Source organism: Rhodococcus sp. D-46 (assembly GCF_011290655.1).
In the GTDB taxonomy this organism is placed as follows: domain Bacteria; phylum Actinomycetota; class Actinomycetes; order Mycobacteriales; family Mycobacteriaceae; genus Rhodococcus_F; species Rhodococcus_F qingshengii.
Map to the genome: position 1 here is coordinate 364668 of NZ_JAANTF010000008.1, position 21208 is coordinate 385875.

General features: G+C 63.9%; 22 protein-coding genes. 11 read left to right on the top strand and 11 right to left on the bottom strand.

The features are described 5' to 3' along the window. Window positions 1–40 precede the first annotated feature (40 nt). The 4 genes from G9U53_RS22625 (at window position 41) to G9U53_RS22640 (ending at window position 4349) form a co-directional block, all read left to right on the top strand. On the top strand, window positions 41–1030 hold the full coding sequence (locus tag G9U53_RS22625) for an ATP-binding cassette domain-containing protein (protein WP_058038516.1): 990 nt from the start codon (window positions 41–43) through the stop codon (window positions 1028–1030). Next, entirely contained in the window at window positions 1030–1800 is a 771-nt protein-coding gene (locus G9U53_RS22630) for an ABC transporter permease (RefSeq protein ID WP_047268852.1), read from the top strand. The genes G9U53_RS22625 and G9U53_RS22630 overlap by 1 nt, the downstream gene beginning before the upstream one ends. 132 nt (window positions 1801–1932) lie before the next feature. After that, on the top strand, window positions 1933–3384 hold the full coding sequence (locus tag G9U53_RS22635) for a M20/M25/M40 family metallo-hydrolase (RefSeq protein ID WP_172827075.1): 1452 nt from the start codon (window positions 1933–1935) through the stop codon (window positions 3382–3384). A 113-nt stretch (window positions 3385–3497) separates the two neighbouring features. Continuing rightward, window positions 3498–4349: an adenylate/guanylate cyclase domain-containing protein gene (locus tag G9U53_RS22640; RefSeq protein ID WP_007730127.1), complete on the top strand. Its 852-nt coding sequence runs from the start codon at window positions 3498–3500 to the stop codon at window positions 4347–4349. Window positions 4350–4353: 4 nt separating this feature from the next. On the opposite strand, the gene thiD is transcribed toward G9U53_RS22640, so the two are convergent. Beyond that, window positions 4354–5196: a bifunctional hydroxymethylpyrimidine kinase/phosphomethylpyrimidine kinase gene (gene thiD, locus G9U53_RS22645; protein WP_003945044.1), complete on the bottom strand. Its 843-nt coding sequence runs from the start codon at window positions 5194–5196 to the stop codon at window positions 4354–4356. Window positions 5197–5433: 237 nt separating this feature from the next. Between thiD and G9U53_RS22650 the strand changes: the two genes are divergently transcribed. Further along, window positions 5434–5784: a GNAT family N-acetyltransferase gene (locus tag G9U53_RS22650; RefSeq protein ID WP_042453439.1), complete on the top strand. Its 351-nt coding sequence runs from the start codon at window positions 5434–5436 to the stop codon at window positions 5782–5784. Between the two features lie 44 nt (window positions 5785–5828). Here G9U53_RS22650 and G9U53_RS22655 read toward each other — a convergent pair whose 3' ends face one another. Genes G9U53_RS22655 through G9U53_RS22665 form a run of 3 tightly spaced genes read right to left on the bottom strand, consistent with a single transcriptional unit; the run spans window position 5829 to window position 8197 of the window. Next, the gene (locus G9U53_RS22655; protein ID WP_042452111.1) at window positions 5829–6629 is read right to left on the bottom strand and encodes an exodeoxyribonuclease III; all 801 of its coding nucleotides are present in this window, start codon (window positions 6627–6629) and stop codon (window positions 5829–5831) included. Between the two features lie 16 nt (window positions 6630–6645). Next, on the bottom strand, window positions 6646–7557 hold the full coding sequence (locus G9U53_RS22660; RefSeq protein WP_082893330.1) for a GNAT family N-acetyltransferase: 912 nt from the start codon (window positions 7555–7557) through the stop codon (window positions 6646–6648). Window positions 7558–7597: 40 nt separating this feature from the next. Next, window positions 7598–8197 (bottom strand): peptide deformylase, encoded by a 600-nt coding sequence (locus G9U53_RS22665; RefSeq protein ID WP_003945053.1) that lies wholly within the window; start codon window positions 8195–8197, stop codon window positions 7598–7600. A 244-nt stretch (window positions 8198–8441) separates the two neighbouring features. On the opposite strand from G9U53_RS22665, the gene G9U53_RS22670 reads away from it, so the two are divergent. The 5 genes from G9U53_RS22670 to G9U53_RS22690 all read left to right on the top strand — a co-directional run bounded on the left by G9U53_RS22670 (window position 8442) and on the right by G9U53_RS22690 (window position 12923). Next, window positions 8442–8792, top strand: coding sequence for a DUF3263 domain-containing protein (locus G9U53_RS22670; protein WP_007730120.1), 351 nt, complete (start codon window positions 8442–8444; stop codon window positions 8790–8792). 53 nt (window positions 8793–8845) lie between these two features. Beyond that, the gene (locus G9U53_RS22675) at window positions 8846–9436 is read left to right on the top strand and encodes a LytR C-terminal domain-containing protein (RefSeq protein ID WP_054827817.1); all 591 of its coding nucleotides are present in this window, start codon (window positions 8846–8848) and stop codon (window positions 9434–9436) included. A 95-nt stretch (window positions 9437–9531) separates the two neighbouring features. Continuing rightward, window positions 9532–10233, top strand: a complete 702-nt coding sequence (locus G9U53_RS22680; protein WP_007730117.1) for a superoxide dismutase family protein — start codon at window positions 9532–9534, stop codon at window positions 10231–10233. Between the two features lie 90 nt (window positions 10234–10323). Continuing rightward, window positions 10324–11448 carry a glutamate--cysteine ligase gene (locus tag G9U53_RS22685; RefSeq protein ID WP_165639215.1) on the top strand — a complete coding sequence of 375 codons (1125 nt, stop codon included), beginning with the start codon at window positions 10324–10326 and terminating at the stop codon, window positions 11446–11448. A gap of 107 nt (window positions 11449–11555) precedes the next feature. Next, the gene (locus G9U53_RS22690; RefSeq protein WP_042926204.1) at window positions 11556–12923 is read left to right on the top strand and encodes a phosphatase PAP2 family protein; all 1368 of its coding nucleotides are present in this window, start codon (window positions 11556–11558) and stop codon (window positions 12921–12923) included. On the opposite strand, the gene mnhG is transcribed toward G9U53_RS22690, so the two are convergent. Genes mnhG through G9U53_RS22720 form a run of 6 tightly spaced genes read right to left on the bottom strand, consistent with a single transcriptional unit; the run spans window position 12889 to window position 19228 of the window. Then, complete coding sequence (gene mnhG / locus G9U53_RS22695; protein WP_085989592.1) at window positions 12889–13230, bottom strand: monovalent cation/H(+) antiporter subunit G; 342 nt, start codon at window positions 13228–13230, stop codon at window positions 12889–12891. The genes G9U53_RS22690 and mnhG overlap by 35 nt on opposite strands. Continuing rightward, window positions 13230–13499 carry a monovalent cation/H+ antiporter complex subunit F gene (locus tag G9U53_RS22700; protein ID WP_003945061.1) on the bottom strand — a complete coding sequence of 90 codons (270 nt, stop codon included), beginning with the start codon at window positions 13497–13499 and terminating at the stop codon, window positions 13230–13232. Before G9U53_RS22700 ends, mnhG begins: the two co-directional genes overlap by 1 nt. Next, window positions 13496–14068: a Na+/H+ antiporter subunit E gene (locus G9U53_RS22705; RefSeq protein WP_003945063.1), complete on the bottom strand. Its 573-nt coding sequence runs from the start codon at window positions 14066–14068 to the stop codon at window positions 13496–13498. Before G9U53_RS22705 ends, G9U53_RS22700 begins: the two co-directional genes overlap by 4 nt. After that, window positions 14065–15765: a Na+/H+ antiporter subunit D gene (locus G9U53_RS22710; RefSeq protein WP_003945059.1), complete on the bottom strand. Its 1701-nt coding sequence runs from the start codon at window positions 15763–15765 to the stop codon at window positions 14065–14067. Before G9U53_RS22710 ends, G9U53_RS22705 begins: the two co-directional genes overlap by 4 nt. After that, complete coding sequence (locus G9U53_RS22715; protein ID WP_003945054.1) at window positions 15762–16394, bottom strand: Na(+)/H(+) antiporter subunit C; 633 nt, start codon at window positions 16392–16394, stop codon at window positions 15762–15764. Before G9U53_RS22715 ends, G9U53_RS22710 begins: the two co-directional genes overlap by 4 nt. Then, window positions 16391–19228: a Na+/H+ antiporter subunit A gene (locus G9U53_RS22720; RefSeq protein WP_007730104.1), complete on the bottom strand. Its 2838-nt coding sequence runs from the start codon at window positions 19226–19228 to the stop codon at window positions 16391–16393. The genes G9U53_RS22715 and G9U53_RS22720 overlap by 4 nt, the downstream gene beginning before the upstream one ends. Before the next feature lie 190 nt (window positions 19229–19418). On the opposite strand from G9U53_RS22720, the gene G9U53_RS22725 reads away from it, so the two are divergent. Continuing rightward, a complete protein-coding gene (locus G9U53_RS22725) occupies window positions 19419–19844 on the top strand; it encodes an NUDIX domain-containing protein (RefSeq protein WP_165639216.1) in 426 nt (141 codons plus the stop codon). Here the strand turns inward: G9U53_RS22725 and G9U53_RS22730 are convergent. Next, window positions 19801–21180: a hypothetical protein gene (locus G9U53_RS22730; protein WP_223304380.1), complete on the bottom strand. Its 1380-nt coding sequence runs from the start codon at window positions 21178–21180 to the stop codon at window positions 19801–19803. The two genes, G9U53_RS22725 and G9U53_RS22730, sit on opposite strands and share 44 nt — an antisense overlap. Between the last annotated feature and the right edge of the window lie 28 nt (window positions 21181–21208).

Here is a 21208-nt window from a genome sequence, read left to right on the forward strand (position 1 = left end):
CCGATGTGCTGGTCATTGCTGGTAGGGCAAAGTTCTCCTCATGATTGAACTGAGGGGATTGACCAAGGTTTACGGACCGACGAAAGCGGTGGACGATTTGTCGTTCACGGTCAAGCCGGGCATCGTGACGGGCTTCCTGGGCCCGAACGGTGCAGGCAAGTCGACGACGATGCGGATGATCCTGGGTCTGGATCAGCCGACGTCGGGTGCGGCGTTGATCGAGGGCAAGCCGTACCGGGAGCTCAAGACGCCGTTGCGGACGGTGGGTGCGTTGCTGGATGCGAAGTGGGTGCACCCCAATCGCAGTGCGCGGGCGCATCTGCAGTGGATGGCTGCTTCGAACGGGATCCCGAAGTCCCGCGTCGACGAGGTGCTCGGGTTGGTCGGGTTGTCCGAGGTGGCGGGCAAGAAGGCCGGCGGGTTCTCGCTCGGTATGTCGCAGCGTCTGGGGTTGGCGGGTGCGTTGTTGGGGGATCCGAAGGTGTTGTTGTTCGACGAGCCGGTCAACGGTCTCGATCCGGAGGGCATCGTCTGGATTCGTAAGTTCATGCAGCGGTTGGCGGCCGAGGGCCGCACGGTGCTGGTGTCGAGTCACCTCCTGTCGGAGATGGCGCTCACGGCGGAGCAGTTGGTGGTGATCGGTCGGGGTCGGTTGATTTCGGATTCGACGGTCGCGGAGTTCGTGGATCGTTCGTCGGAGTCGACGGTGCGCGTGCGCAGCCCACAGCTCGATGCGTTGCGCAGTGTGTTGCTCTCGCAGGGGCTGACGGTGCGTGAGGACGGTTCCGGCGTTGCCCCGGCATTGGTGGTCGTGGATTCGACCACCGATGTGATCGGTGGTTTGGCTGGTTCGCAGGGGATCGTGTTGTACGAGTTGGCTTCTCAGCAGGGGTCGCTCGAGGATGCGTTCATGAAGTTGACCGGGGACGATGTCCAGTACCACGCATCCGGTATCGATCCGGGTGTCGGTGCACACCACGCAAATACACAGCAGGCAAACACGCAGCAGGCTATGGGAGGTGCACTGTAATGGCTGTTCTCAGTGCTGAACGTATCAAGATCACCACGACCAAGTCGCCGCTGTGGTGCTCGGTCATCATCGTCGTGCTCGCGCTCGGCTTCGCGGCCATCATGGGCGCGGTTGCCAAGTCGGCTCTGACGTCCTCCGACGTCCAGGGAGCACCGGACCTCGACACCGCCGTTGCCACGGCCGGCATCTCGGGTTTCGGAATCATGGTTCTCATGATCATGGCGGCCCTCGCGGTCACCAGTGAGTACCGCTTCGGGACCATCCGCACCACCTTCCAGGCCGTTCCGAACCGTGCCTCGGTTCTGATCGCCAAAGCCGGCCTCATCGGTGCTTTCGGTGCTGTACTGACATTTGTTCTCGCCTTCGGCGCGTACGCCATGGCCAAGGCCATCGCCGGTACCGAGGCGAGTGCCGGATTGACCCTGTCGAGCGGCAGTGACTGGCGCGCGATCTACGGCATCCCGATCTACGCCTTCCTGTGCGTGATTCTCGCTGTCGGCGTCGGATCGATCATTCGCCAGTCGGCCGGCGCAATTGCGTTGCTCCTGCTCTGGCCGCTGCTCATCGAGAGCCTGTTCGGACTGTTCGGCAGCTTCGGCGAGAAGATCACCCCGTTCCTGCCGTTCGCGAATGCAAACCACTTCCTCAGTGCGAGCAGCGGTGGCGTCGACTTCCACTGGGGACCCTGGGGCAGCTTGATCTACTTCGCGGCCTTCGTTCTGGTGATTTTCGGAGCAAGTATCGTCATCGTGAATCGTCGCGACGCCTGATCTTGTCGCTCCCTCGGTAGGTGTTGTCGGGAGACCTACCGAGAACCAGGAGTGACAGCAGAGTAGGGACCCAGTACGAAAAACCATTCGTACTGGGTCCCTTTCCTGTGCTTCGGCCGATATCCTCCGAAGATGAGACTCTTCGGTGTGGTTGTGGTCGCAATGGCTGGAGCACTCGTGGTGAGTGGATGCTCGTCGGGAAGTGAAGCGGCCGTCCCGACAGACCCGGTTGCATTCTCCGAGACCGTCACGGTCGACGCCGTGACCGGGCATCTGGAGCAACTCGAGAAGATCGCCGCCAACAACGAGGGCAATCGATCGGCCGGTACCCCCGGCTACGACGCCAGTGTCGACTACGTGGCAAACCTGCTCGAAGACAAGGGTTTCGAGGTCAGCACCCCGGAATTCGACTTCAGCTCCTTCGATCCCGGCACCGAATCCCTGAAAGCCGCTGACGGCTCCGATGTTCCGGTGCGGGCGCTGACATATTCCACCTCCACGGGACCGACCGGAATCACGGCGCGTCTGGTGGCGATTCCCGCCGACGAGACCCCCGGTTGCGAGGCCACCGACTACGACGGCCGCGACGTGAACGGTGCCATCGTGCTGGTCACCCGTGGAGTGTGCCCGTTCGGCGACAAGCAGAAGATCGCCGCTGATCGCGGCGCGGCGGCGTTGCTGGTTGCCAACAACGAGGACGCAATGCTGGGCGGGGCTACCTTGGGTGAACCCGAAGACGCCCGCATTCCGACCGGCGGGGTGAGCAAGGCGTCGGGCGAGGCTCTTGCCGCAGCGCCCGGAGACCTCACGCTGATTCTCGACACGTCGACGGAAACGACGAAGTCGCGCAACGTGATTGCACAGACCAAGACCGGCGCGACCGACAACGTGGTTGTCGTGGGCGCCCACCTGGACAGTGTGCCGGAAGGTCCCGGAATCAACGACAACGGAAGCGGCACCGCAGCCGTGCTGGAAACCGCGCTGCAGATGGGAAGCGCACCAAGCATCGAGAATGCCGTGCGTTTCGCTTTCTGGGGAGCGGAAGAAGTGGGATTGGTCGGCTCCACCCGCTACGTCGAGGGTCTGAGCGATCAGGAACGGGCCGACATCGCCCTGTACCTGAATTTCGACATGCTCGGTTCGCCCAACGCCGGATACCTGGCTTACGACGGCGACAACTCGGATGCCGTCGGGGAGGGGCCCGGGCCCGAGGGGTCGGCGGGCATCGAGCGCACCTTCGTCGATTTTCTCGCCGGGCGAGGGATTGCGGCGGACGGAACGGACTTCGACGGGCGCTCCGACTACGGCCCGTTCATCGAGATCGGGATCCCGGCGGGTGGCGTGTTCAGCGGCGCGGACGAGCGCAAGACGCCGGCACAGGCCGAGAAGTGGGGCGGAGAGGCGGAGGAGACTTTCGACCCGAACTACCACAGTGCCCAGGACAACCTCGCGAACATCGATCGCGAAGCGCTCGCTGCCAACGCTTCTGCAGTAGCCTTCGGAGTTGCGACGTATGCCCAGGATTTGAGCGGGCCGAACGGAGTTCCCGTCGGCGATGCCCGGACACAGGCCAGAACCGAATGATCGACTGACCGAATGATCGACTGACCGAATGATCGACTGTGCGAGCGACCAGGAGGCCACTGTGCGAGAACGGCGGCAGCACACTGTCTGTAACTCTGAGTTACGCTTGAGTTATGGCTGATCTGTCCCCGGAGAACACCGACACGGCAGGTGCTTCTTCCTCGTCGGTTCGAGGCGTCGTCGACGTCGTCTTGAACTCTGCGGCAGAACTTAACCGTCGGCAGCAGCTCATCGACGCGCTACGACGCCTCAGGCGGGCACTACCCGGTGATCCAGGGTTTGGGGATCCGCTCTCGCTCGCCGGCCCCGGCGGTGCCCGCGCCGTGGCGCGCGTCGCTGACAGATTGCTCGATCAGAAGCCGGCAGCCACTCGCGAAGTGAGCCTCGGAGCACTGCAGGTGTGGCAGGCAGCGCTGGAAAAGATGGGCCGCGGACGTGGCGATCAAGAACTGACCATCGTCTTCACCGATCTGGTGGGCTTCTCCACCTGGTCGCTCGCAGCCGGTGACGGCGCGACGCTGACCCTTCTGCGTGCGGTGGCGCAGGCCGTGGAAACTCCGATCACCGACAACGGCGGACACGTCGTCAAACGGATGGGCGACGGTCTGATGGCAGTGTTCATTCGCCCGGATGCGGCTTTGAAGGCGGTGTTCACCGCGCAGGACGCGCTCGCGGAAGTCGATCTCGACGGATACACCCCACGCATGCGCGTCGGCCTACACACGGGTACCCCGCGTCAGATCGGTGACGACTGGCTCGGCGTCGACGTGACCATCGCCGCCCGCATGATGGGCCTGGGCGGCGACGGCAACGTCATGATGTCGGCGACAACTCTCGAGGAACTCGAAGCCGGCACCCTGGAGGATCTCGATCTCACGATCCGGCCATGGCGGCGAGGGTTTTTCGCCACAACGCCCAACGGAGTTCCCGTCGACCTGGGAATCTGGCGCGTGCGCCGGAACTAGCGCACTAAACCTGGAGCCGCCAGAGCGGGGACACCGGACCATGTCCCGCGCCGAGGTCGTACGACGCCTCGAGACACTTGGTCACCCACTCTTTGCCGAACGCCACCGCGTCCGGAACGGAATAGCCGTGTGCGAGAGCGCAAGTGATCGCAGCAGCCAGCGTGTCTCCGCCACCGTGATCGTTGCCGGTGTCGATCCGGGCACTGCTGAATTCGAGGAAACGGTCGCCGTCGAACAACAGGTCGGTGGACAACTCCGAAGTACGAAGGTGGCCACCCTTGACGATGGACCATTGAGCGCCGAGCGCATGCAGCGCTTCTGCCGCTTGGCGGGCGCTCTTGTCGTCGACGACCTCGATACCGGTGATCAACCGAACCTCGTCGAGGTTCGGAGTGACCACCGTGGCAGCCGGAATCAAGGTGTTGCGGACCGCGTCGAGAGCTTCTTCGTGCAGCAGCGGATCGCCGTGCATCGACGCGCACACCGGGTCGACCACGAGCGGAATCGGACGGTCGCGGCCGATCCCAACCTCGGCGGCAACCGCGGCCACCGCTTCGATGATCGTCGTCGACGCGAGCATTCCCGTCTTCGCCGCACCGACGCCGATGTCCGAGACCACGACGCGCACCTGGTCGGCGACGATCTCCGGCGGAATCTCGTGGAATCCGCTGACTCCCACCGAATTCTGGACCGTCACCGCGGCGACGGCCACGCAGGCGTGCACTCCGCACATCGCCATCGTGCGGGAATCGGCTTGAATGCCGGCTCCGCCACCGGAGTCGGTTCCGGCGATGGTCAATGCCCGAATCGGGGTCTGTCCGGCGGGGGTCAGGGGCAGCAGCTTCACGACGACGAGCCTACCGATCGGACCTGGGGAAACGGCAGCTCGGTCCCACCTCTCGCGGGAACGACGGCGCGAACTGCGATTGCGATCCGGTCGTTCCCGGTGCAAAAATTGGTCGAACCCGGGACAGCGTCGTCGGTAGCTGATTCTATGAGTGGCATGGATCACAGTTATGGAGAGCGTGCGAACGCAGCTGTCGCCGATCGCGCAGGTGCACATCGTGCCGTGGAGGTCGCCGCAATGAACGACATCGAAAATTCGAAAACCGGAACCTCACCGGAAGTCACGCTCGTGGACAATCCGTCGCACGAACGATTCGAACTGCTCTCCGACGACGAGTTGGTCGGCATCCTCGGATACCGCGACGAAGACGAGATTTCGGGGAGCGGAGCCGAAGCGGGCGACGTGGTTGCGTACATGCATACCGTCGTCAAAGAGGAGTACGGCGGGCAGGGACTGGCAGCCGTACTCGTGCAGTTCGCAATGGACTGCGCCCGTGAACGTGATTGGTCGGTACGGCCCGTGTGTACCTATGTTCAGCGGTACCTCGGCGAGCATCCCGAGTATCTGGAACTGCTCGTCGAGGACTAGAAGCCCGAGGGTGCAAACAGACGATCAGGCTCCGAGATTCACGATCACCCGAGATTCACGATCACCGGAGCGTGATCGCTGGCGCCCTTGCCTTTTCGCTCGTTTCGATCGATCTCGGCCGCCTCGACGCGAGCTGCGAATGCCGGTGAGCCGAGGATGAAGTCGATTCGCATGCCCTGCTTCTTCGGGAAGCGAAGCTGCGTGTAATCCCAGTACGTGTACACGCCGGGACCGGGTGTGTACGGGCGAACTACGTCCGCGAACCCGGACTCGGTGAAGGCGGTGAACGCAGCTCGTTCCGGCTCCGACGTGTGGGTCTTGCCCTCGAAGAAAGCGGGATCCCACACGTCGTCGTCCGTGGGAGCGACGTTCCAGTCGCCGACCAGGGCGATCTGCGCGTCGGGATCCTGCTTGAGCCAGCCCTCCGCGTCGTCGCGCAGCTTGGCCAGCCAATCCAGCTTGTAGGCGTAATGCGGGTCTTCCAGCTCACGGCCGTTGGGGACGTACAGGCTCCACACCCGCACACCGCCACAGGTGGCACCGATCGCACGTGCCTCGCGGACCGGGTCTGCCTCGGGATCCTTGTCGAACCCGGGCTGATCCTCGAATCCGATCTGCACGTCGTCCAAGCCGATGCGGGAAGCGATGGCGACACCGTTCCACTGGCTCAACCCGACGTGGGCGACCTCGTAGCCGATTTCCTTGAAGCGTTCGTACGGAAACTGCTCGTCCTTGCACTTGGTTTCCTGCATTGCCAGGACGTCGACGTCGGATCGACCGAGCCAGTCGATGATCCTGTCGGTACGGGCACGGACGGAGTTGACGTTCCAGGTAGCGATGCGCACGAGGGCAAGCCTAGCGTCAGCCGCCGACAGGATCGGTGGCGTATCGGTAGCGGTGGTGTTCGACGAATCCGAGCTGCTCGTAGAGCGCGATCGCCGCGAAGTTGTCCGCCGAAACCTGGAGGTACGCGTGCGTCGCACCGTTCTCACGACCCCAGGAGAGTAGATCTCCGCAGATCAGCGACCCGATTCCGTGACGACGGTGTTCAGGGGCGACGTGAATGCCGGTCAGTCCTACCCAGCGTTTGTGGTCGGGTGCCTCGGTGAGCGCAGCGCGCCCGATGGCAAGCGTCGTGTCGGTGTTTCCGATCGCGCCGAAAGTTGCAGTGCCCACGACAGCCGTGAGGACCGCCTCGACGTACGCCGGATCGCCGTGGGCGTCGTACATCGACAGCCAGTTGTGGTCGGGGCGGTCGGCGAACGAGGTGACCGGAGGACCGAGCGGCAGCGTGACATTGCCCAGATCGGCGGCCATCACGATGGTTTCCTTCTCGCTGCTCCACCCGTCCGGAGCGGTGCCGAGTCGATCGGGGAGGAGCAGCAGGGTCGGCAGTCCGCGGTCACCGAACCACTGGCGTATCCGCTCGATGGTGCTCGCGTCGAAGCCGGCAACCGCCCCCGCACCACCGAGCGGCAAAGCCGAATTGGCGCGGCCGGTGACACCGTGACCGGCGCGCAGCAACCAACCGTCGATCCACGCCTGCTCGACCCCCGGCCACGCCGCCGCAGCAGCCGTTTCGAGGTTTCGAATCTCGCCGATGCGAATCGGGCGGGCCGAGAGACTCTTGAGCGCGATCACCTGATCGGCGGAGACCTGGACCAGCCGACCGTCGCCGGCGCGAACGGCGATGGGATCGGCGCCCTCGAGGATGCCGATGACGTCGGTCATGGGATGCGAATAGCCGGGTGGGAGCTTGTATCGCAAAACCACCCGGCTACCGATCGAAATGTTGCCGTTCAGAGCAGAATTCTCAGTCTTCGTAATCGTCGTCGTCGTGACCGAACGGATCGTCGACGGTCCCCGGCGTCCAGGTCAGACCGGGCTTGCCCCAACCGGAACGCTTGATGATCTTCTTGGCAGCGCGCGCGTTGCGGCCGATCAGTACGTCCGTGTAGAGGAAACCGTCGAGATGCCCGGTCTCGTGCTGGAGCATCCGTGCGAAGAATCCGGTGCCCTCGACCTCGATCGGGTTGCCGTCGGCGTCGGTGCCGGTGACCTTCGCCCAATCGGCGCGACCCGTCGGGAACTGCTCGCCGGGAACGGACAGGCAACCCTCGAAGTCTTCGTCCGGGTCGGGCATCGTCTGGGGGATTTCGGACGTCTCGAGTACCGGGTTCACGACGACGCCGCGTCGACGCTCGCTGCTGCGGTCGTCACCGGGGCAGTCGTAGACGAAGACTCGCAGTGGAACACCGACCTGATTGGCCGCCAGACCGACGCCGTTGGCAGCGTCCATCGTCTCGTACATGTCTGCGATCAGTTCGGCGATCTCGGCCGGGGACTGAGTGACCGGCTCTGTCGCCTTGTGCAGTACCGGGTCGCCGACGATTCGGATGGGGAGGATAGCCATGCGGACAAGGATAGTGCGGCGCGCCCGCGTAGTTATCACGGCCCGCACACTCGATCATGGTTCAATGGTTGCTGAAGAACAGCGATGTAATTCGTTGCTCGGTCGGAACGTGGGCCGCGGGGGAAATTGTGAGTTACCTTCGGGCCAGGGGACCGGGAAACTCACGGCCGCGAGAATTCGGTCGGAAAAAGAACACCGGGCATACGAGTCTCGCTGACGCCGAGCACAGCAGTCGAGGAGTGACATGGACGGCGCAACCGCGCGTAGTCGGAACCAGTCCGAAGGCACTGGCGCCGACGATTCGGTAGTAGATACAGCAGGCATGCACGAGGTCGGCGAAGACGGCCTCACCCGCCGGGAGCACGACATCCTCTCTTTCGAGCGTCAGTGGTGGAAGTACGCCGGTGCGAAGGAAGAAGCCATCAAGGAGTTGTTCGACATGTCGGCAACCCGCTACTACCAGGTTCTCAACGCCTTGGTCGATCGCCCCGAATCCTTGGCGGCTGATCCCATGCTGGTCAAGCGCCTGCGTCGTCTGCGTGCCAGCCGTCAGAAGGCCAGGGCCGCGCGTCGCCTCGGCTTCGAGGTCACCTGAATCACGCGTACATATGATCGGGCTGTCCACGCACTGGCGATAAGGTCGACATCGTGAGTACCCCGAAAGAGCAGCCGTCCGGACCTCCGCTTCGCGCAATCGCCATGGTGTTGATCGCGTTGGCGATCGTGTTCATCGGTCTCGGAGCAGCCTCACTGGGTGGATCGAGCGACGGTGGATCGGGCGACGAGAACACCGCAGCACAGCAGACCGAATCCTCGGCGTCTGCCACGACGAGCGCCCCCGCGCCTGCCACCACCAAGCCTGCAGCGACGACGCAACCCGCTTCGGGCGATACCACCACCACGTCGCGTCCCTCGGGAACTGCGACGACCACGACTTCCAGCTCCGCGAGCGGCGCCGACACGTCGAATGTCAGCGTTCGAGTTCTCAACAACAGCACCGTCTCCGGTCTGGCAGCAGGCACCGCCGAGGAATTGACGGCAGCAGGTTGGAACGTCGAGGAGACGGGTAACTACAGCGAGGGCACCGTCAGTACGACGACGGTGTATTACGGATCGTCCGCGGCGGAGAAGGCAGCGGCGCAGAAGATCGCGGCTGAACTCGGAGTCTCCGCAGAGCCTCGATTCGCCGGCATCGCGAACGCGTCACCTGGCGTGATCGTGATCGTGACCTCCAACTGACCGGTCGTGAAGGTGGAACTGACCCGTCGGTTCCAGCTACTACACGCGCCGTTATGATCAGAAGCACTTTCTCGCCACCTCAAAGGAGCGGTTCGATGGCCCCCAGCAGCACCCGGCGTATGTCCTGGCGCGTCGTTGCCCCTGTAGTCGCGATTGCCGCTTTCGGCTTGACCGCTTGCAGTAACAGCGAAGAGCCCAGCAGCGTCCCCGGCACGACTCCTCCGGTGTGGACCGGTGCAGCCGATCCCAGCGCGCACGAAAGCGCGGGCGGCCACGGTTCCGAGACGGCTCACGCCGGCGCTTCTGCCGAAACGGTCACCGCAACGCTGAACGGCACCGACGGCGCCAAGGTCGGAACGGTCACGTTCGCGCAGGAAGGTAGCGACGTCAAGGTCACCCTCGACGCCAAGGGCCTCACCCCCGGCTTCCACGGATTCCACGTCCACCAGGTCGCCAAGTGCGAGACCAATTCCGTTGCCCCCAGCGGCGGAGAGCCGGGTAACTTCCTCTCGGCAGGCGGACACTTCCAGGCCGAGGGTCACACGGGCCACCCGGCGAGCGGCGACCTCACTTCGGTTCAGGTCCTCGAAGACGGCACCGCCACACTGGTCACCACGACCGATGCATTCACCGTCGACGAACTGGTCGCAAACGGTGGAACATCCGTCATGATCCACGCCGGAGCGGACAACTTCGGCAACATCCCGACGCGTTACGCGCCGGCACCGGATCAGCAGACCCTCGACACCGGTGACGCCGGCGGACGCGTTGCTTGCGGTGTCATCACCAAGAGCTGACAAACTCACCTGAGTTTTGCATCACTTCCGGCGACTACCACGCAGTAGCCAGCACGGTGTTTTTACCGACACTGTGATTGGATTCTCTGCGTGGTAGTTCCATTTCCAGGTTCGCCGCGCCCGACGCTGGGCGTGGAGTGGGAGATCGCGCTGGTCGATCGCAAGACCAGAGATCTCTCCAACACAGCAGCCGAGGTGTTTTCGGCGGTCGAAGAGCTTGCCGGCTCCGAAACCCCGCACATCACCAAGGAACTACTGCGAAATACCGTCGAACTCGTCACGGGTATTCATTCGACGGTCGGCGAGGCGATGAGTGATCTCGACAGGTCACTGGATCTGCTTCGCCGCGCTGCGAATCCGCTCGGCGTCGACCTCATCAGCGCGGGCACGCACCCGTTCGCGCAATGGTCGACGCAGCTGGTCACCCGGACACCCGACTACGACGAACTCATCGAACGCACGCAGTGGTGGGGTCGGCAGATGCTGATCTGGGGCGTGCACGTTCATGTGGGTGTCTCGTCCGCGGATCGCATTTTCCCCATCATCAACGCACTGCTGCAGCGCTATCCGCACCTGTTGGCGCTGTCGGCGTCCTCGCCGATGTGGGCCGGTGTGGACACCGGCTATGCGTCCAATCGCGCGTTGATGTTCCAGCAGCTCCCCACCGCGGGCCTTCCGTACCAGTTCGAGAACTGGGCCGAATACGAGTCGTTCATCGACGACCAGATGAAGACCGGTGTGATCACCAAGATCGGTGGCATGCACTGGGACATCCGTCCCGCGCCGAAGTGGGGAACCATCGAGGTCCGGGTGTTCGACGGCGTCTCGACACGCGCTGAACTGGGTGCTCTCGTTGCTCTGGTCCACTGCCTCATCGTCGATCTGGACCGCAGACTGAGTGCCGGTGAGACTCTGCCGAACATGCAGCCGTGGCACGTCAAGGAAAACAAGTGGCGCGCAGCGAGATACGGACTGGACGCCGAGATCATCCTCGACTCCGACGCAAACGAGTGCCTCGTCACTGACGATCTGGATCGCCTGCTCGACGACTTGGCGCCGATTGCGGTCTCACTCGGCTGCGCGGACGAGTTGGCGTCGGTGGCGGACATTCCCCGTCGCGGCGCGTCCTACCAGCGGCAACGTCGTGTCGCGGAAGCGACGGGCGGCGATCTGGTTGCGGTCGTCGACGCCTTGGTCGCAGAGTTGGGCACCTAGCAGGTTCACAGTGCGAAGGACTGTTTCGCGGACTGGAAATCCGGGCATACCAACCGTTTGTCCAGTGGGTGTCCATATTCAGTTCACACGCCGTTTACTATTGTCCGGTGTTGATAGACAGTTGGTCCCAACGAGGGGGCGCACCCGGACAGTCGGACCGTTCGTGGTCGAGTTCTCACCGACTCCTTCTGATCGGCACAGCAGCATTGACCGTGCTGGTCCTGGGCGTGCAGGCGTTCGCGTCGTACAAGGGCTATCTCGGTCCGGTGGAAAGCCTGTTCGGTGACTACTTCCTCGTTCCCCGCTCCGCGACCATGCCTTGGGTGGGCCTCGCTCTCGCGCTCGTCGGACTGAACAACAAAGAACGCATCTACGCGGTATCCGCGGCCGTCGTGATCGACGTGGTCGTCGGCGCGATCCGCTGGTTCTCGGGTGGACCGCTGACGATGGGCACCGGCGGCACCTGGGTGCTGACGGCCATCGCGGTGTACGCGGTGTGGAAGTTGTCCGGTGAGCGTCGACTCAGCGTTCTGCACGGCGTCGCTCTCGGCGCGTTGCTCATCATCGCGGCCAAGGTTGCCGAGACGTGGCTGGAGATCACCATTCTCGTCGGCACCGACGTGTGGGACGAGTACGTGTTCCTCGCCGACCAGGCTCTCGGGAATCCGTCGTGGGTGATGGGCCAGATCGTCGACGCCATGGGCCCCGTCGGTGCAGCAGCCCTCGACTGGATCTACGTCGAACTGCCGGTCGCGGTGATCGTGGTTGCTCTCTATCAAGTACGTAAGGGATGGCCGTCGCATCACCTGCTGCGCACGTTCCTGCTCATCGGGCTGATCGGCCCGATCTTCTACGTCCTGTTCCCGGTGGTCGGCCCGGTGTTCGCCTTCGGTCCGCGTGGGTTCGGATTCCAGATCGGTGACTACTGGCCGAACATCGTGCCCAACTTCGACTTCGCATCACCGTCGTCGCTGCCGTTCGACGACGCCGCACCGCGAAACTGCATGCCGAGCCTGCACACCGCGTGGGCAGTCGCGCTGTTCATCCACTCGCGCAGCGGACCGTGGTGGATTCGCAGCCTGGGATCGTTCTGGCTCGTTGCGACCCTGACCGCGACGCTCGGCTTCGGATTCCACTACGGCGTCGACCTCATTGCCGGTGCCGTCCTGTGCTTGACCCTCGATGCGGCGCTACGGGATCCGGAGCGCGGCTGGGGGTGGTTCCGAGTGCGTCTGTTGATCGGTGGCTCGGCACTCCTGGCGGGATTGTTGCTCTCGTACCGGTTCGCTGCGGTGCAGATGGCCGAGTACCCGGCGATCTTCGGGCCGCTGCTGATGGCTGTCCTGGTTCTCATGTCGGTGGCGTACTTCGCCACCTTCTTCGCCCGCCCCGGCACTGCTCTTGCGGTGTGGGGCGAGCGCGACGGCGAGTGGGATGCCGCTACAGCAGAGAGTCCGGGTCTTCCAGCTCGTTGATCTTCATGAGGTCGTCCTCTTCGCGCTGTTCGCGGTAGGCGACTCGGCCGACGCTGTGCGCGATCACGGGCGCCGTCAGCAGCGTGAAGATGCCCACCAGGACCAACATCCAGATGTCGACGCTCCCACGAAGCAGGAACACGGCGCCCATCAGGACCAAGATCAGTCCGACCACCTGAGGTTTCGTGGCCGCGTGCATACGACGCAGAGTGTCGGGGAAGCGAACGATTCCCACCGCGGCGGTCAGCGCGAGCAGCGCGCCGAGGAAGATGGAGATGGCCCCGATCGTGTCGAGGATGTTGCCGATCACTGGTCACTCACCCGGAAGCGCGCGACGGACACGGAACCGATGAAGCCGACCAGCGCCAGCGCGACGATCGCGGGAACGATGGTCGTGTCTTTGCTGTACGCGGCCCAGACCGCGAGTCCACACATCGAGACCGCGATGATCGTGTCCAGGGCGACGAGGCGGTCGAGTGAGCTCGGACCGTCGAGCAATCGGAACGTGGTCAGTACGGCGGCGATCAGCAGAATCACTCCGGAAATGATCAAGATCGTGGTGATGAACCCGTTCATGGTTGGTCCTCCTGCCGGGGTGCATCGAATTCGTAGTCGCGCTGGTGCCATGGGCTGGGTTGCCAGTCCGAATCACGTTCGAACGACGCGATGAACAACCGCTCGAGGTCCTCCACCGAGCGGTAGAACGCGCTGACGGCTTTCTGCGAGCCGACGTCGAGCACGTGGACGTAGACGATGCGTCGGTTCTGGTCGATCTCGAGAACCATCGTGCCGGGGATCAGGTTGAGAACGTCGATGCACAGCGTGAGAACCAGGTCGGACTTGATCCCGAGTTGGTACCGCAGAACTCCGGTGACCGGCGGCGGCGACGGACGGATCGCCAGCCACGCGACCTGGATACTCGACTGGATCGCGTAGTACACGATCATCCACAACAGACGCAGAATCGACAGCAGATGTACCCGACCCTCGACCGGTACGCGGGGGAGGGGAAGCAGGACCATGATGATCAGGCCGACGGCGAGTCCGCCGAAGATGTTGCCGAAACTGATGTTGCCCCACAACAGGATCCATACGACCATCAGCCACAGCAGGATCCCGACGCGGAGTACCTGTTCGCGTTTCATCGCGGAGCCTCCTCGGTATTCGGGACGTCGGTGTTCGGGGCCTCGGTATTCGGAACGGCTGCGGGGTCGTCTGCAGCGACGGGAGCTTCGTCGACCGGCACGGGCCGGTGGTTGCCGAGAACCGCGTCGATGTAGATGGACCGGTCCTGCAGATCCTTCGCCGCTCTGTCGCTGATGTCGATGATCCGGCCCGCGAACACCGTCAGTGCCAGACCGACGATGACAAGTCCGACCGTCGGAATCAGCATGAAGAGCGGAATCTTGCCGACATCCTCGCGGTCGACGAACGCGATGTCCTCTTCGGACTCGTCGATCAACGCTGACGGGCTGACGTCGGCGAGGTCACCTTCGGGCGCGTCGGCCCGGGCTCGCCAGAAAGCCTTGGTCCACACGCGGGCGACGGCGTAGAGCGTCAGCAAGCTGGTGATCGTGCCGCCGGCAACGAGGATCCAAGCCAACGCGCTGGCGTCGGCCGCACCGGCCTGAAGGAGCGCGACCTTGCCGATGAAGCCCGAGAACGGCGGGATACCACCGAGATTCAGCGCCGGGATCAGGAAGACGATCGCGAGGATCGGGCTGGCCGCCGCCAGACCGCCGAGACGGCGCAGCGACGACGACCCGGCTTGTCGTTCGATCAGACCCACGACGAGGAAGAGCGTCGTCTGCACGATGATGTGGTGGGCGACGTAGTAGATCGCGCCGGACAGCCCGGACGTCGTGGACAGTGCGATACCGAAGATCATGTAACCGATATGGCTGACCAGTGTGAACGAGAGCAGACGTTTGATGTCGCTCTGCGCGATGGCACCCATGATGCCGACCACCATCGTGAGCAGGCCGCACACCATCAGTACGTTGTCGAGTTCTCCTTGCGGGAACAGCAGTGAGTGTGCGCGGATGATCGCGTACACACCGACCTTGGTGAGCAACCCGGCGAAGACGGCGGTGATCGGTGCGGGCGCGGTCGGATACGAGTCCGGTAGCCACGCGGACAGCGGGAAAACCGCGGCCTTGATGCCGAACGCCACGAGCAGGACAGCGAAGATGGCGGTTCGTGTGCCCGGCGGAATGTTGTCGAAGCGCAGGGCCATGTCGGCCATGTTGAGGGTGCCGGTCGCCGCGTAGGCGAAGGCGATGCCCGCCAGGAAGATCAGCGAGGACACCATCGAGACCATCACGTACGAGACGCCGGCCCGGACGCGGTCGGCGCTGGCACCGAGCGTCAGGAGCACGAAACTCGCGGCGAGCAGAACCTCGAACCCGACGTAGAGGTTGAAGAGGTCACCGGCGAGGAACGCGTTGGAGATTCCGGCAGTCAATGCGAGATAGGTCGGCAGGAAGATCGAGACCGGCTGGGCCTCGCTGCCGTCGCGAATACCCTGACCGATCGCGTAGATCATGACGGCGAGCAACACCACCGACGAGACCACGAGCATCATCGCCGAGAGACGGTCGACCACGAGTGTGATGCCGATGGGGGAGTCCCAGCCGCCGACCTGAACGGCCGTCGTACCGTCGCGGTCGGCGAGGTAGAGCAGCAAGCCCGACACCGCGACGACGCCGACGAGCGCGATCAGTGTGATCACGCGCTGGAAACGAGGACGTCGGCCGACGACCAGCGTCGCAGCTGCGGCCAGCATCGGGATCAAGACGGGCAGGGGCGCAAGGGCTCCCATCAGGTTGTCCGAGATGGTCATGCGCCTCCACCTCCCTCGATCTTGGTCTGGCGAGCGTCTTTGCGCCGCTTCTCGGATTCCTTCTTACGAGCAAGGTCGGTGGCCCAGTCGGGTACCGGTTCGTCCTCGAAGTCGCCGTCGTGGAGGTCGTCGTAGCATTCGATGTCCTCGAGGTTGACCAGTTGTTCGAGGGGAATAGGGTTGCCGTCCTTGTCGAATGCGTCGCCGCCGATGCTCGGGGCACCGGTGACCGGGTCGTCGGAGCGGTCGTGGTCGGGAGCGTCGGCAGGCAGGCGACGCTTGAGAACCTTGGTGTCCTCGGGATCGTCCTCGACGGCGTCGGCGGTGTTGATCTTGTAAGACCGGTACGCCAGTGCCAGAACGAAGCCGGCGATACCCATCGTGATCACGATCGCCGTCAGGATCATGCCCTGGGCGAGCGGATCCGCTATCTCCTCGTGGACCGAATCTCGGCCGACGATGGGCGGATTCCCGTCCGATCCACCAACAGTGAGGATCAAGAGGTTGATGGCGTTGCCGAATAGAAGTAGACCGAGCAGCATCCGAGTGATGCTTCGTTCGATCAGCAGGTAGACACCGGCCGACGTGAGGACGCCGATCAGGATCAGCATTCCGATGTTTGCGCTCATGGTGCTTTCACCTCGATTTCTGCGTCGAGGCGGGCGCCGAGACTTCGGAGTACGTCCAGGACCAGGCCGACCACGATGAGGTAGACGCCCAGGTCGAAGAACAGTGCGGTGACCAGTTTGACGTGACCGATGAGCGGGAGTGTGAACTCGAAGACGGCGGACGAGAGCGCCGGGGCGCCGAGGAACAGCGACACCAGGGCGGTGCCCGCGGCCAGCGCCAAACCGAGGCCGAGAATCTTGCCCGCGTCGATGGGTACGGCTTCACCGAGTTCGTAGCGTCCGCCGGCGAGGTACCGAAGTACCAGCGCCAGGCCCGCCGTCAGGCCTCCGGCGAAACCGCCACCGGGGGCATTGTGACCGGAGAAGAAGAAGTAGATCGACAACACCATGATGGTCGGGAAGATCAACCTCGTGGTGACCTCGAGAACCAGCGAACGGTGTCGAGGATCGATGAGGTCTCCGCCGCGCAACCACGTCGTGTCCGAGTTGGCAGCTGCCTTGTCGACGATGACGGAGGGGGCGTCCGCGACGCGCGGCGCGATACCGAACCGGCGGTTGCGGAAGACGAGGCTGGCGACGCCAGTTGCCGCGACCAGCAGCACCGAGATCTCACCGAGGGTGTCCCATGCGCGGATGTCGACGAGTAGGACATTGACGACGTTCTTGCCGTTGCCCAGGTCGTAGGCCGCGTCGGGAAGCAGTTCGTAGATCGGACGAGTGTTTCGGGCATTGGTCGCGAAGGCCGCGATGGTGGTGACGGTGATACCGACGGCGACGGCGAGTGCGGCACGCGGCCACTTGAAGCCGATCGCCTTGCTCTCGTCGACTTCGGCGGGGAACTTCCGGAGCACGAGCACGAAGATCACCAGTGTCAGTGTCTCGACGAGGAACTGGGTCAGCGCGAGGTCGGGTGCGCCGTGCAGCGCGAACAACACGCCGCAGCCGTAGCCGGTCAGTCCGACGAGGATGACGCTGGCGAGTCGGTTGCGCATCAGCGTCGCGGCGATGGCGGCCGAGATCATCATCAGCGCGATCGTGAACTGGATGGGTGAATCCCACATCCGAAGGTCGACTCCGCCGCCATCGGTGTCGATGATCAGCAGGAACAGCGGCACAACGACCAGCGTCGCGAGAATCGTCGACTGTGTGCGGGGGAGCGAACCACGCTGAGTGGCACCGGTCAGGCGCATCGAGATGGTGTCCATGCCGCGCAGGGTCGCGTCGTAGATACGGTCGGCGTTGCCGAGCGGCGGGTGCTCGAAGTGCAGTCGGCTGATCTGACGCTGCGCGATGTAGAGCGCGATGCCGCCGGCGATGACGATGCAGGTGAGCAGCAGCGGAGTGTTGAATCCGTGCCACAGCGCGAGGTGGTAGTCGGCGTGCGGTCCGGGGGCCAGCGTGGTGGAGTACGGCGTCAGCAGCTTCTCGAGCTGGGGCGAGAGAATGCCGGCGGCCAGACCGAGAACAGCGAGCAGGCCTGGCGCGAACAGGAACAGCCAACCCGGCTTGTGCATCTTGCTCACGGCTGGGCTCGGCTTGCTCAGGGTCTTACGTCCGAAGGCGCCCCAGATGAAGCGGACGCTGTAGCCGACGGTGAGGATCGAGCCCAACACGATCACCGTGACGACGGCGATGGACGACCAGTGGCCGAGCGCGTTCGTTTCGAGCACCGATTCGAGTGCGGCTTCCTTGCCGACGAATCCGAGTAGCGGTGGCAGACCGGCCATGCTGGCGGCAGCGAGGCTCGCGATGATCGCGAGAGCGGGTGCCGCTTTACCCAGGTGAGCAAGTTTGCGCAGGTCACGGGTGCCGGTCGTGTGATCGATGATGCCAACGACCATGAAGAGTGCGGCCTTGAACATCGCGTGCGCCACGACCATCGTCATGCCGGCCAGGGCGGCGTCACGCGTGCCGATGCCGACCAGGACCATCATGAAGCCGAGTTGGCTGACCGTTCCGAAGGCGAGGACGAGTTTGAGGTCGTACGCGCGCATGGCTCGCCAACCGGCGAGGATCATCGACAGCAGACCCAAACTGATGATGGTGATGCGCCACGGCGGCGAATCGGCGTACCCGGGAGCCAGGCGCGCGACGAGGTAGATACCGGCCTTGACCATTGCAGCAGCGTGAAGATAACCGCTGACAGGGGTTGGCGCGGCCATTGCACCGGGAAGCCAGAAGTGCAGGGGCACGATTGCCGATTTGGAGAGCGCACCGATCAGGATCAGGACGATCGCGACGGACGGGAGCCACCCCGTCGGCGGGTTCGCGACCAGTTCGGACAGGTTGTAGCTGCCGCCGACCTGGCCGAGGATGATCATGCCGACCAACATCGCCAGACCACCCGCGGTGGTGACCAGCAGTGCCTGGGTCGCGGCGCGGCGGCTGGTGGCGCGTTCGGCGTAGTGACCCACGAGCAGGAACGACAGGACCGTCGTCAGTTCCCAGAACACGTAGAGAAGCAGCATGTTGTCGCTGGTCACTAGCCCGAACATGGCACCCGCGAAGGCGACCATCTCGGCGGCGAAGATACCGAGTCGAGGTTCGTCGTCGGTGAAGTAGCGGGCGCAGTAGACCAGGATGAGCGTGCCGACACCCAGGACGAGCACGGCCATGATGGCCGAGAGCGCGTCGAACCTGAAGTCGATGTCCATCGACAGCCCTGGAACCCAGGTGATGTGCAGCGTCTCGACGGTGCCCCATTTGTCGATGACCCAGCCGAGGCCGGCGAGGGGGACTATCGCGAGGGGGAAGAAGCCGTTTCGCCCTAACCTGCGCACCACAAGCGGAGCCAAGAGGGCGGCAACGGCATGGGCAAGCAAGATAGCGAGCAAAAGGCACTCCGTCGTGTTGTCAGCGGGCGGCGGGGTGTCCGAACAAAATCGAACCTATCGGATTAACGAGACAATTCACCTTGTCGGAGAGGTTGTCTTTGCGTACATATTACCGGGCGTGGCAGTTTCGATGTGCAGCGAGTCGATTCGGACATCATCGGCACTCGCTGATACACGTAGGTTGGACGACGTGAATCCGTCGACACCCACCACGATCATCCGTACCGCTGCCCTTGCACACATTCGTGACCGCAAGCTGATCCAGACCCGCTCCGTGGGCAAGACGGCGTTCTACATGGCCGGCGGAAAGATCGACCCGGGGGAGACGCCCGAGCAGGCACTGCACCGCGAAATTCGGGAGGAACTCGACGTCGATCTGGTCGACGGGACGGTCACGTTCCTCGACGTCTTCGAGGCTCACGCTTTCGGACATTCCGCGGACACGGGCCTGCACATGAGTTGTTATCTGGCGGAGATGGCCGGAGACCCGCACCCGACCAGCGAGATCGCCGAGTTCCGCTACTTCACGCTCGCCGAGTACGCAGCGATGGACGAGGTGGCGCCCGGATCGCTCAAAGTGTTCCATCGCCTGGCGTCGATGGATCTGATCGACTGATCGGCGGAGGAACGGATCGATTGATCCGCCCCAATCGGAGACTCACGTAGGCGCAGACGGCCACGATGATCAGCGCCACGGCGTCGAGTATCAGAATGTCGGTCGAGATTTCGAACGGGCCGACCGTCGTGATGCCGTTGAAGGGCTTGTTCTCGTCGAGCGGCGTGTACGCCGTCCATCCGTAGTCGAACTGCGGATAGACGAGCAGGGCCAGCGCCGTCGGGCCGAAGATGACACCGAGTCCGACGAGTGCTCGCGACGCTCCGGTCCGCGGTGGCTCTCGGTACATCGCGCTGGCGATCGCGTATGTGACGACCGCAGCGGTGAAGGCGACAAGAAGATCGCTGATCGTGAGAACGTCACCGATCTTCGGCGACGGCGACGTGGCGTAGCTGACGATCCCGGCGACCGTGACCGTCAGGAGCAATCCGTAGCCGACGACCCGCGAGGGAGCGATCGCGCCGATCGCTGCCGCGGCGACGATGACGAGTCCGATCACGACGGCGGTGGAGGCGGGGGTTTTCGACCATTCCATGGCTTCGGTTGCGGGACGGTTCGCCGAGACCGCCGCCAGAGTTGCGACGGCAGCGGTACACATCAGCAGGATTCGACTGCCGTCGCCCAGCACCCGCGCGCAGATCACCGTGATCACCAGCGCGACGAGTAGTAGAGGCACCGCCGCCGTGACGGTGGTGATCTCGAACCACCAATTCGCAGCGACCCCGAAGAGAGTGAGCACCGCCGCGATAGTCACCGGTCGAACGGCCATCCGTTCCTTGGGGTGGTCCTTGTCGAAGTCGTGGAACCAGAACGCGGCGACGCAGGCGGCGGCCAAAGCGAGCGCGAGCAGTGTTGCCCCCAACACTGGTGGTTGAAACTGGTTGGTGTTGTCGGCGATGTAGTCCGCGTACCGCCGAGGAATAGCGTCTTCGTCGAGGAGTGAATCCGAGACATGCACGGCAACAATCGTTCCCGCGACGGAAGCGGCTCGGACCCGGGGAGCGGCAGCAACCGTGACCGCGCCGACAGCGACTCCCGCACCGACGGGTGAGAGTGCCTCGAAGTTGTGATCGTAGAGCCCGGGCAGTTCGAGTAGGAGTCCACCGAAGACCGTCATGGCCGCGGTCCGCAACCGGCAGCGGGCCATCATCGCGGCTGTCCCGACCGCGACGACAGCCAAGACGCCGGCGCCTATGGTCGAGATGGACCAGAATCGGTCGCCCGTCGAAATCGACGTCGACTGGCTGTTCACGAACGGTGCCAAGGCGACGACGGTGACGACGAATGCCGTCACACCACTCAGCGCGACGAGCAGCGTCCTGCGGGCGATGGGCACTGCTCCAAAATAGTCAATCCGGTACCAG

Coding starts and splice junctions, on each gene's coding strand:
- G9U53_RS22635 (WP_172827075.1), top strand. CDS start 1,933: ATGAGACTCTTCGGTGTGGTTGTGGTCGCAATGGCTGGAGCACTCGTG.
- G9U53_RS22630 (WP_047268852.1), top strand. CDS start 1,030: ATGGCTGTTCTCAGTGCTGAACGTATCAAGATCACCACGACCAAGTCG.
- G9U53_RS22705 (WP_003945063.1), bottom strand. CDS start 14,068: ATGAAACGCGAACAGGTACTCCGCGTCGGGATCCTGCTGTGGCTGATG.
- G9U53_RS22700 (WP_003945061.1), bottom strand. CDS start 13,499: ATGAACGGGTTCATCACCACGATCTTGATCATTTCCGGAGTGATTCTG.
- G9U53_RS22710 (WP_003945059.1), bottom strand. CDS start 15,765: ATGACCATCTCGGACAACCTGATGGGAGCCCTTGCGCCCCTGCCCGTC.
- G9U53_RS22715 (WP_003945054.1), bottom strand. CDS start 16,394: ATGAGCGCAAACATCGGAATGCTGATCCTGATCGGCGTCCTCACGTCG.
- G9U53_RS22665 (WP_003945053.1), bottom strand. CDS start 8,197: ATGGCTATCCTCCCCATCCGAATCGTCGGCGACCCGGTACTGCACAAG.
- G9U53_RS22625 (WP_058038516.1), top strand. CDS start 41: ATGATTGAACTGAGGGGATTGACCAAGGTTTACGGACCGACGAAAGCG.
- G9U53_RS22640 (WP_007730127.1), top strand. CDS start 3,498: ATGGCTGATCTGTCCCCGGAGAACACCGACACGGCAGGTGCTTCTTCC.
- G9U53_RS22670 (WP_007730120.1), top strand. CDS start 8,442: ATGGACGGCGCAACCGCGCGTAGTCGGAACCAGTCCGAAGGCACTGGC.
- G9U53_RS22680 (WP_007730117.1), top strand. CDS start 9,532: ATGGCCCCCAGCAGCACCCGGCGTATGTCCTGGCGCGTCGTTGCCCCT.
- G9U53_RS22650 (WP_042453439.1), top strand. CDS start 5,434: ATGAACGACATCGAAAATTCGAAAACCGGAACCTCACCGGAAGTCACG.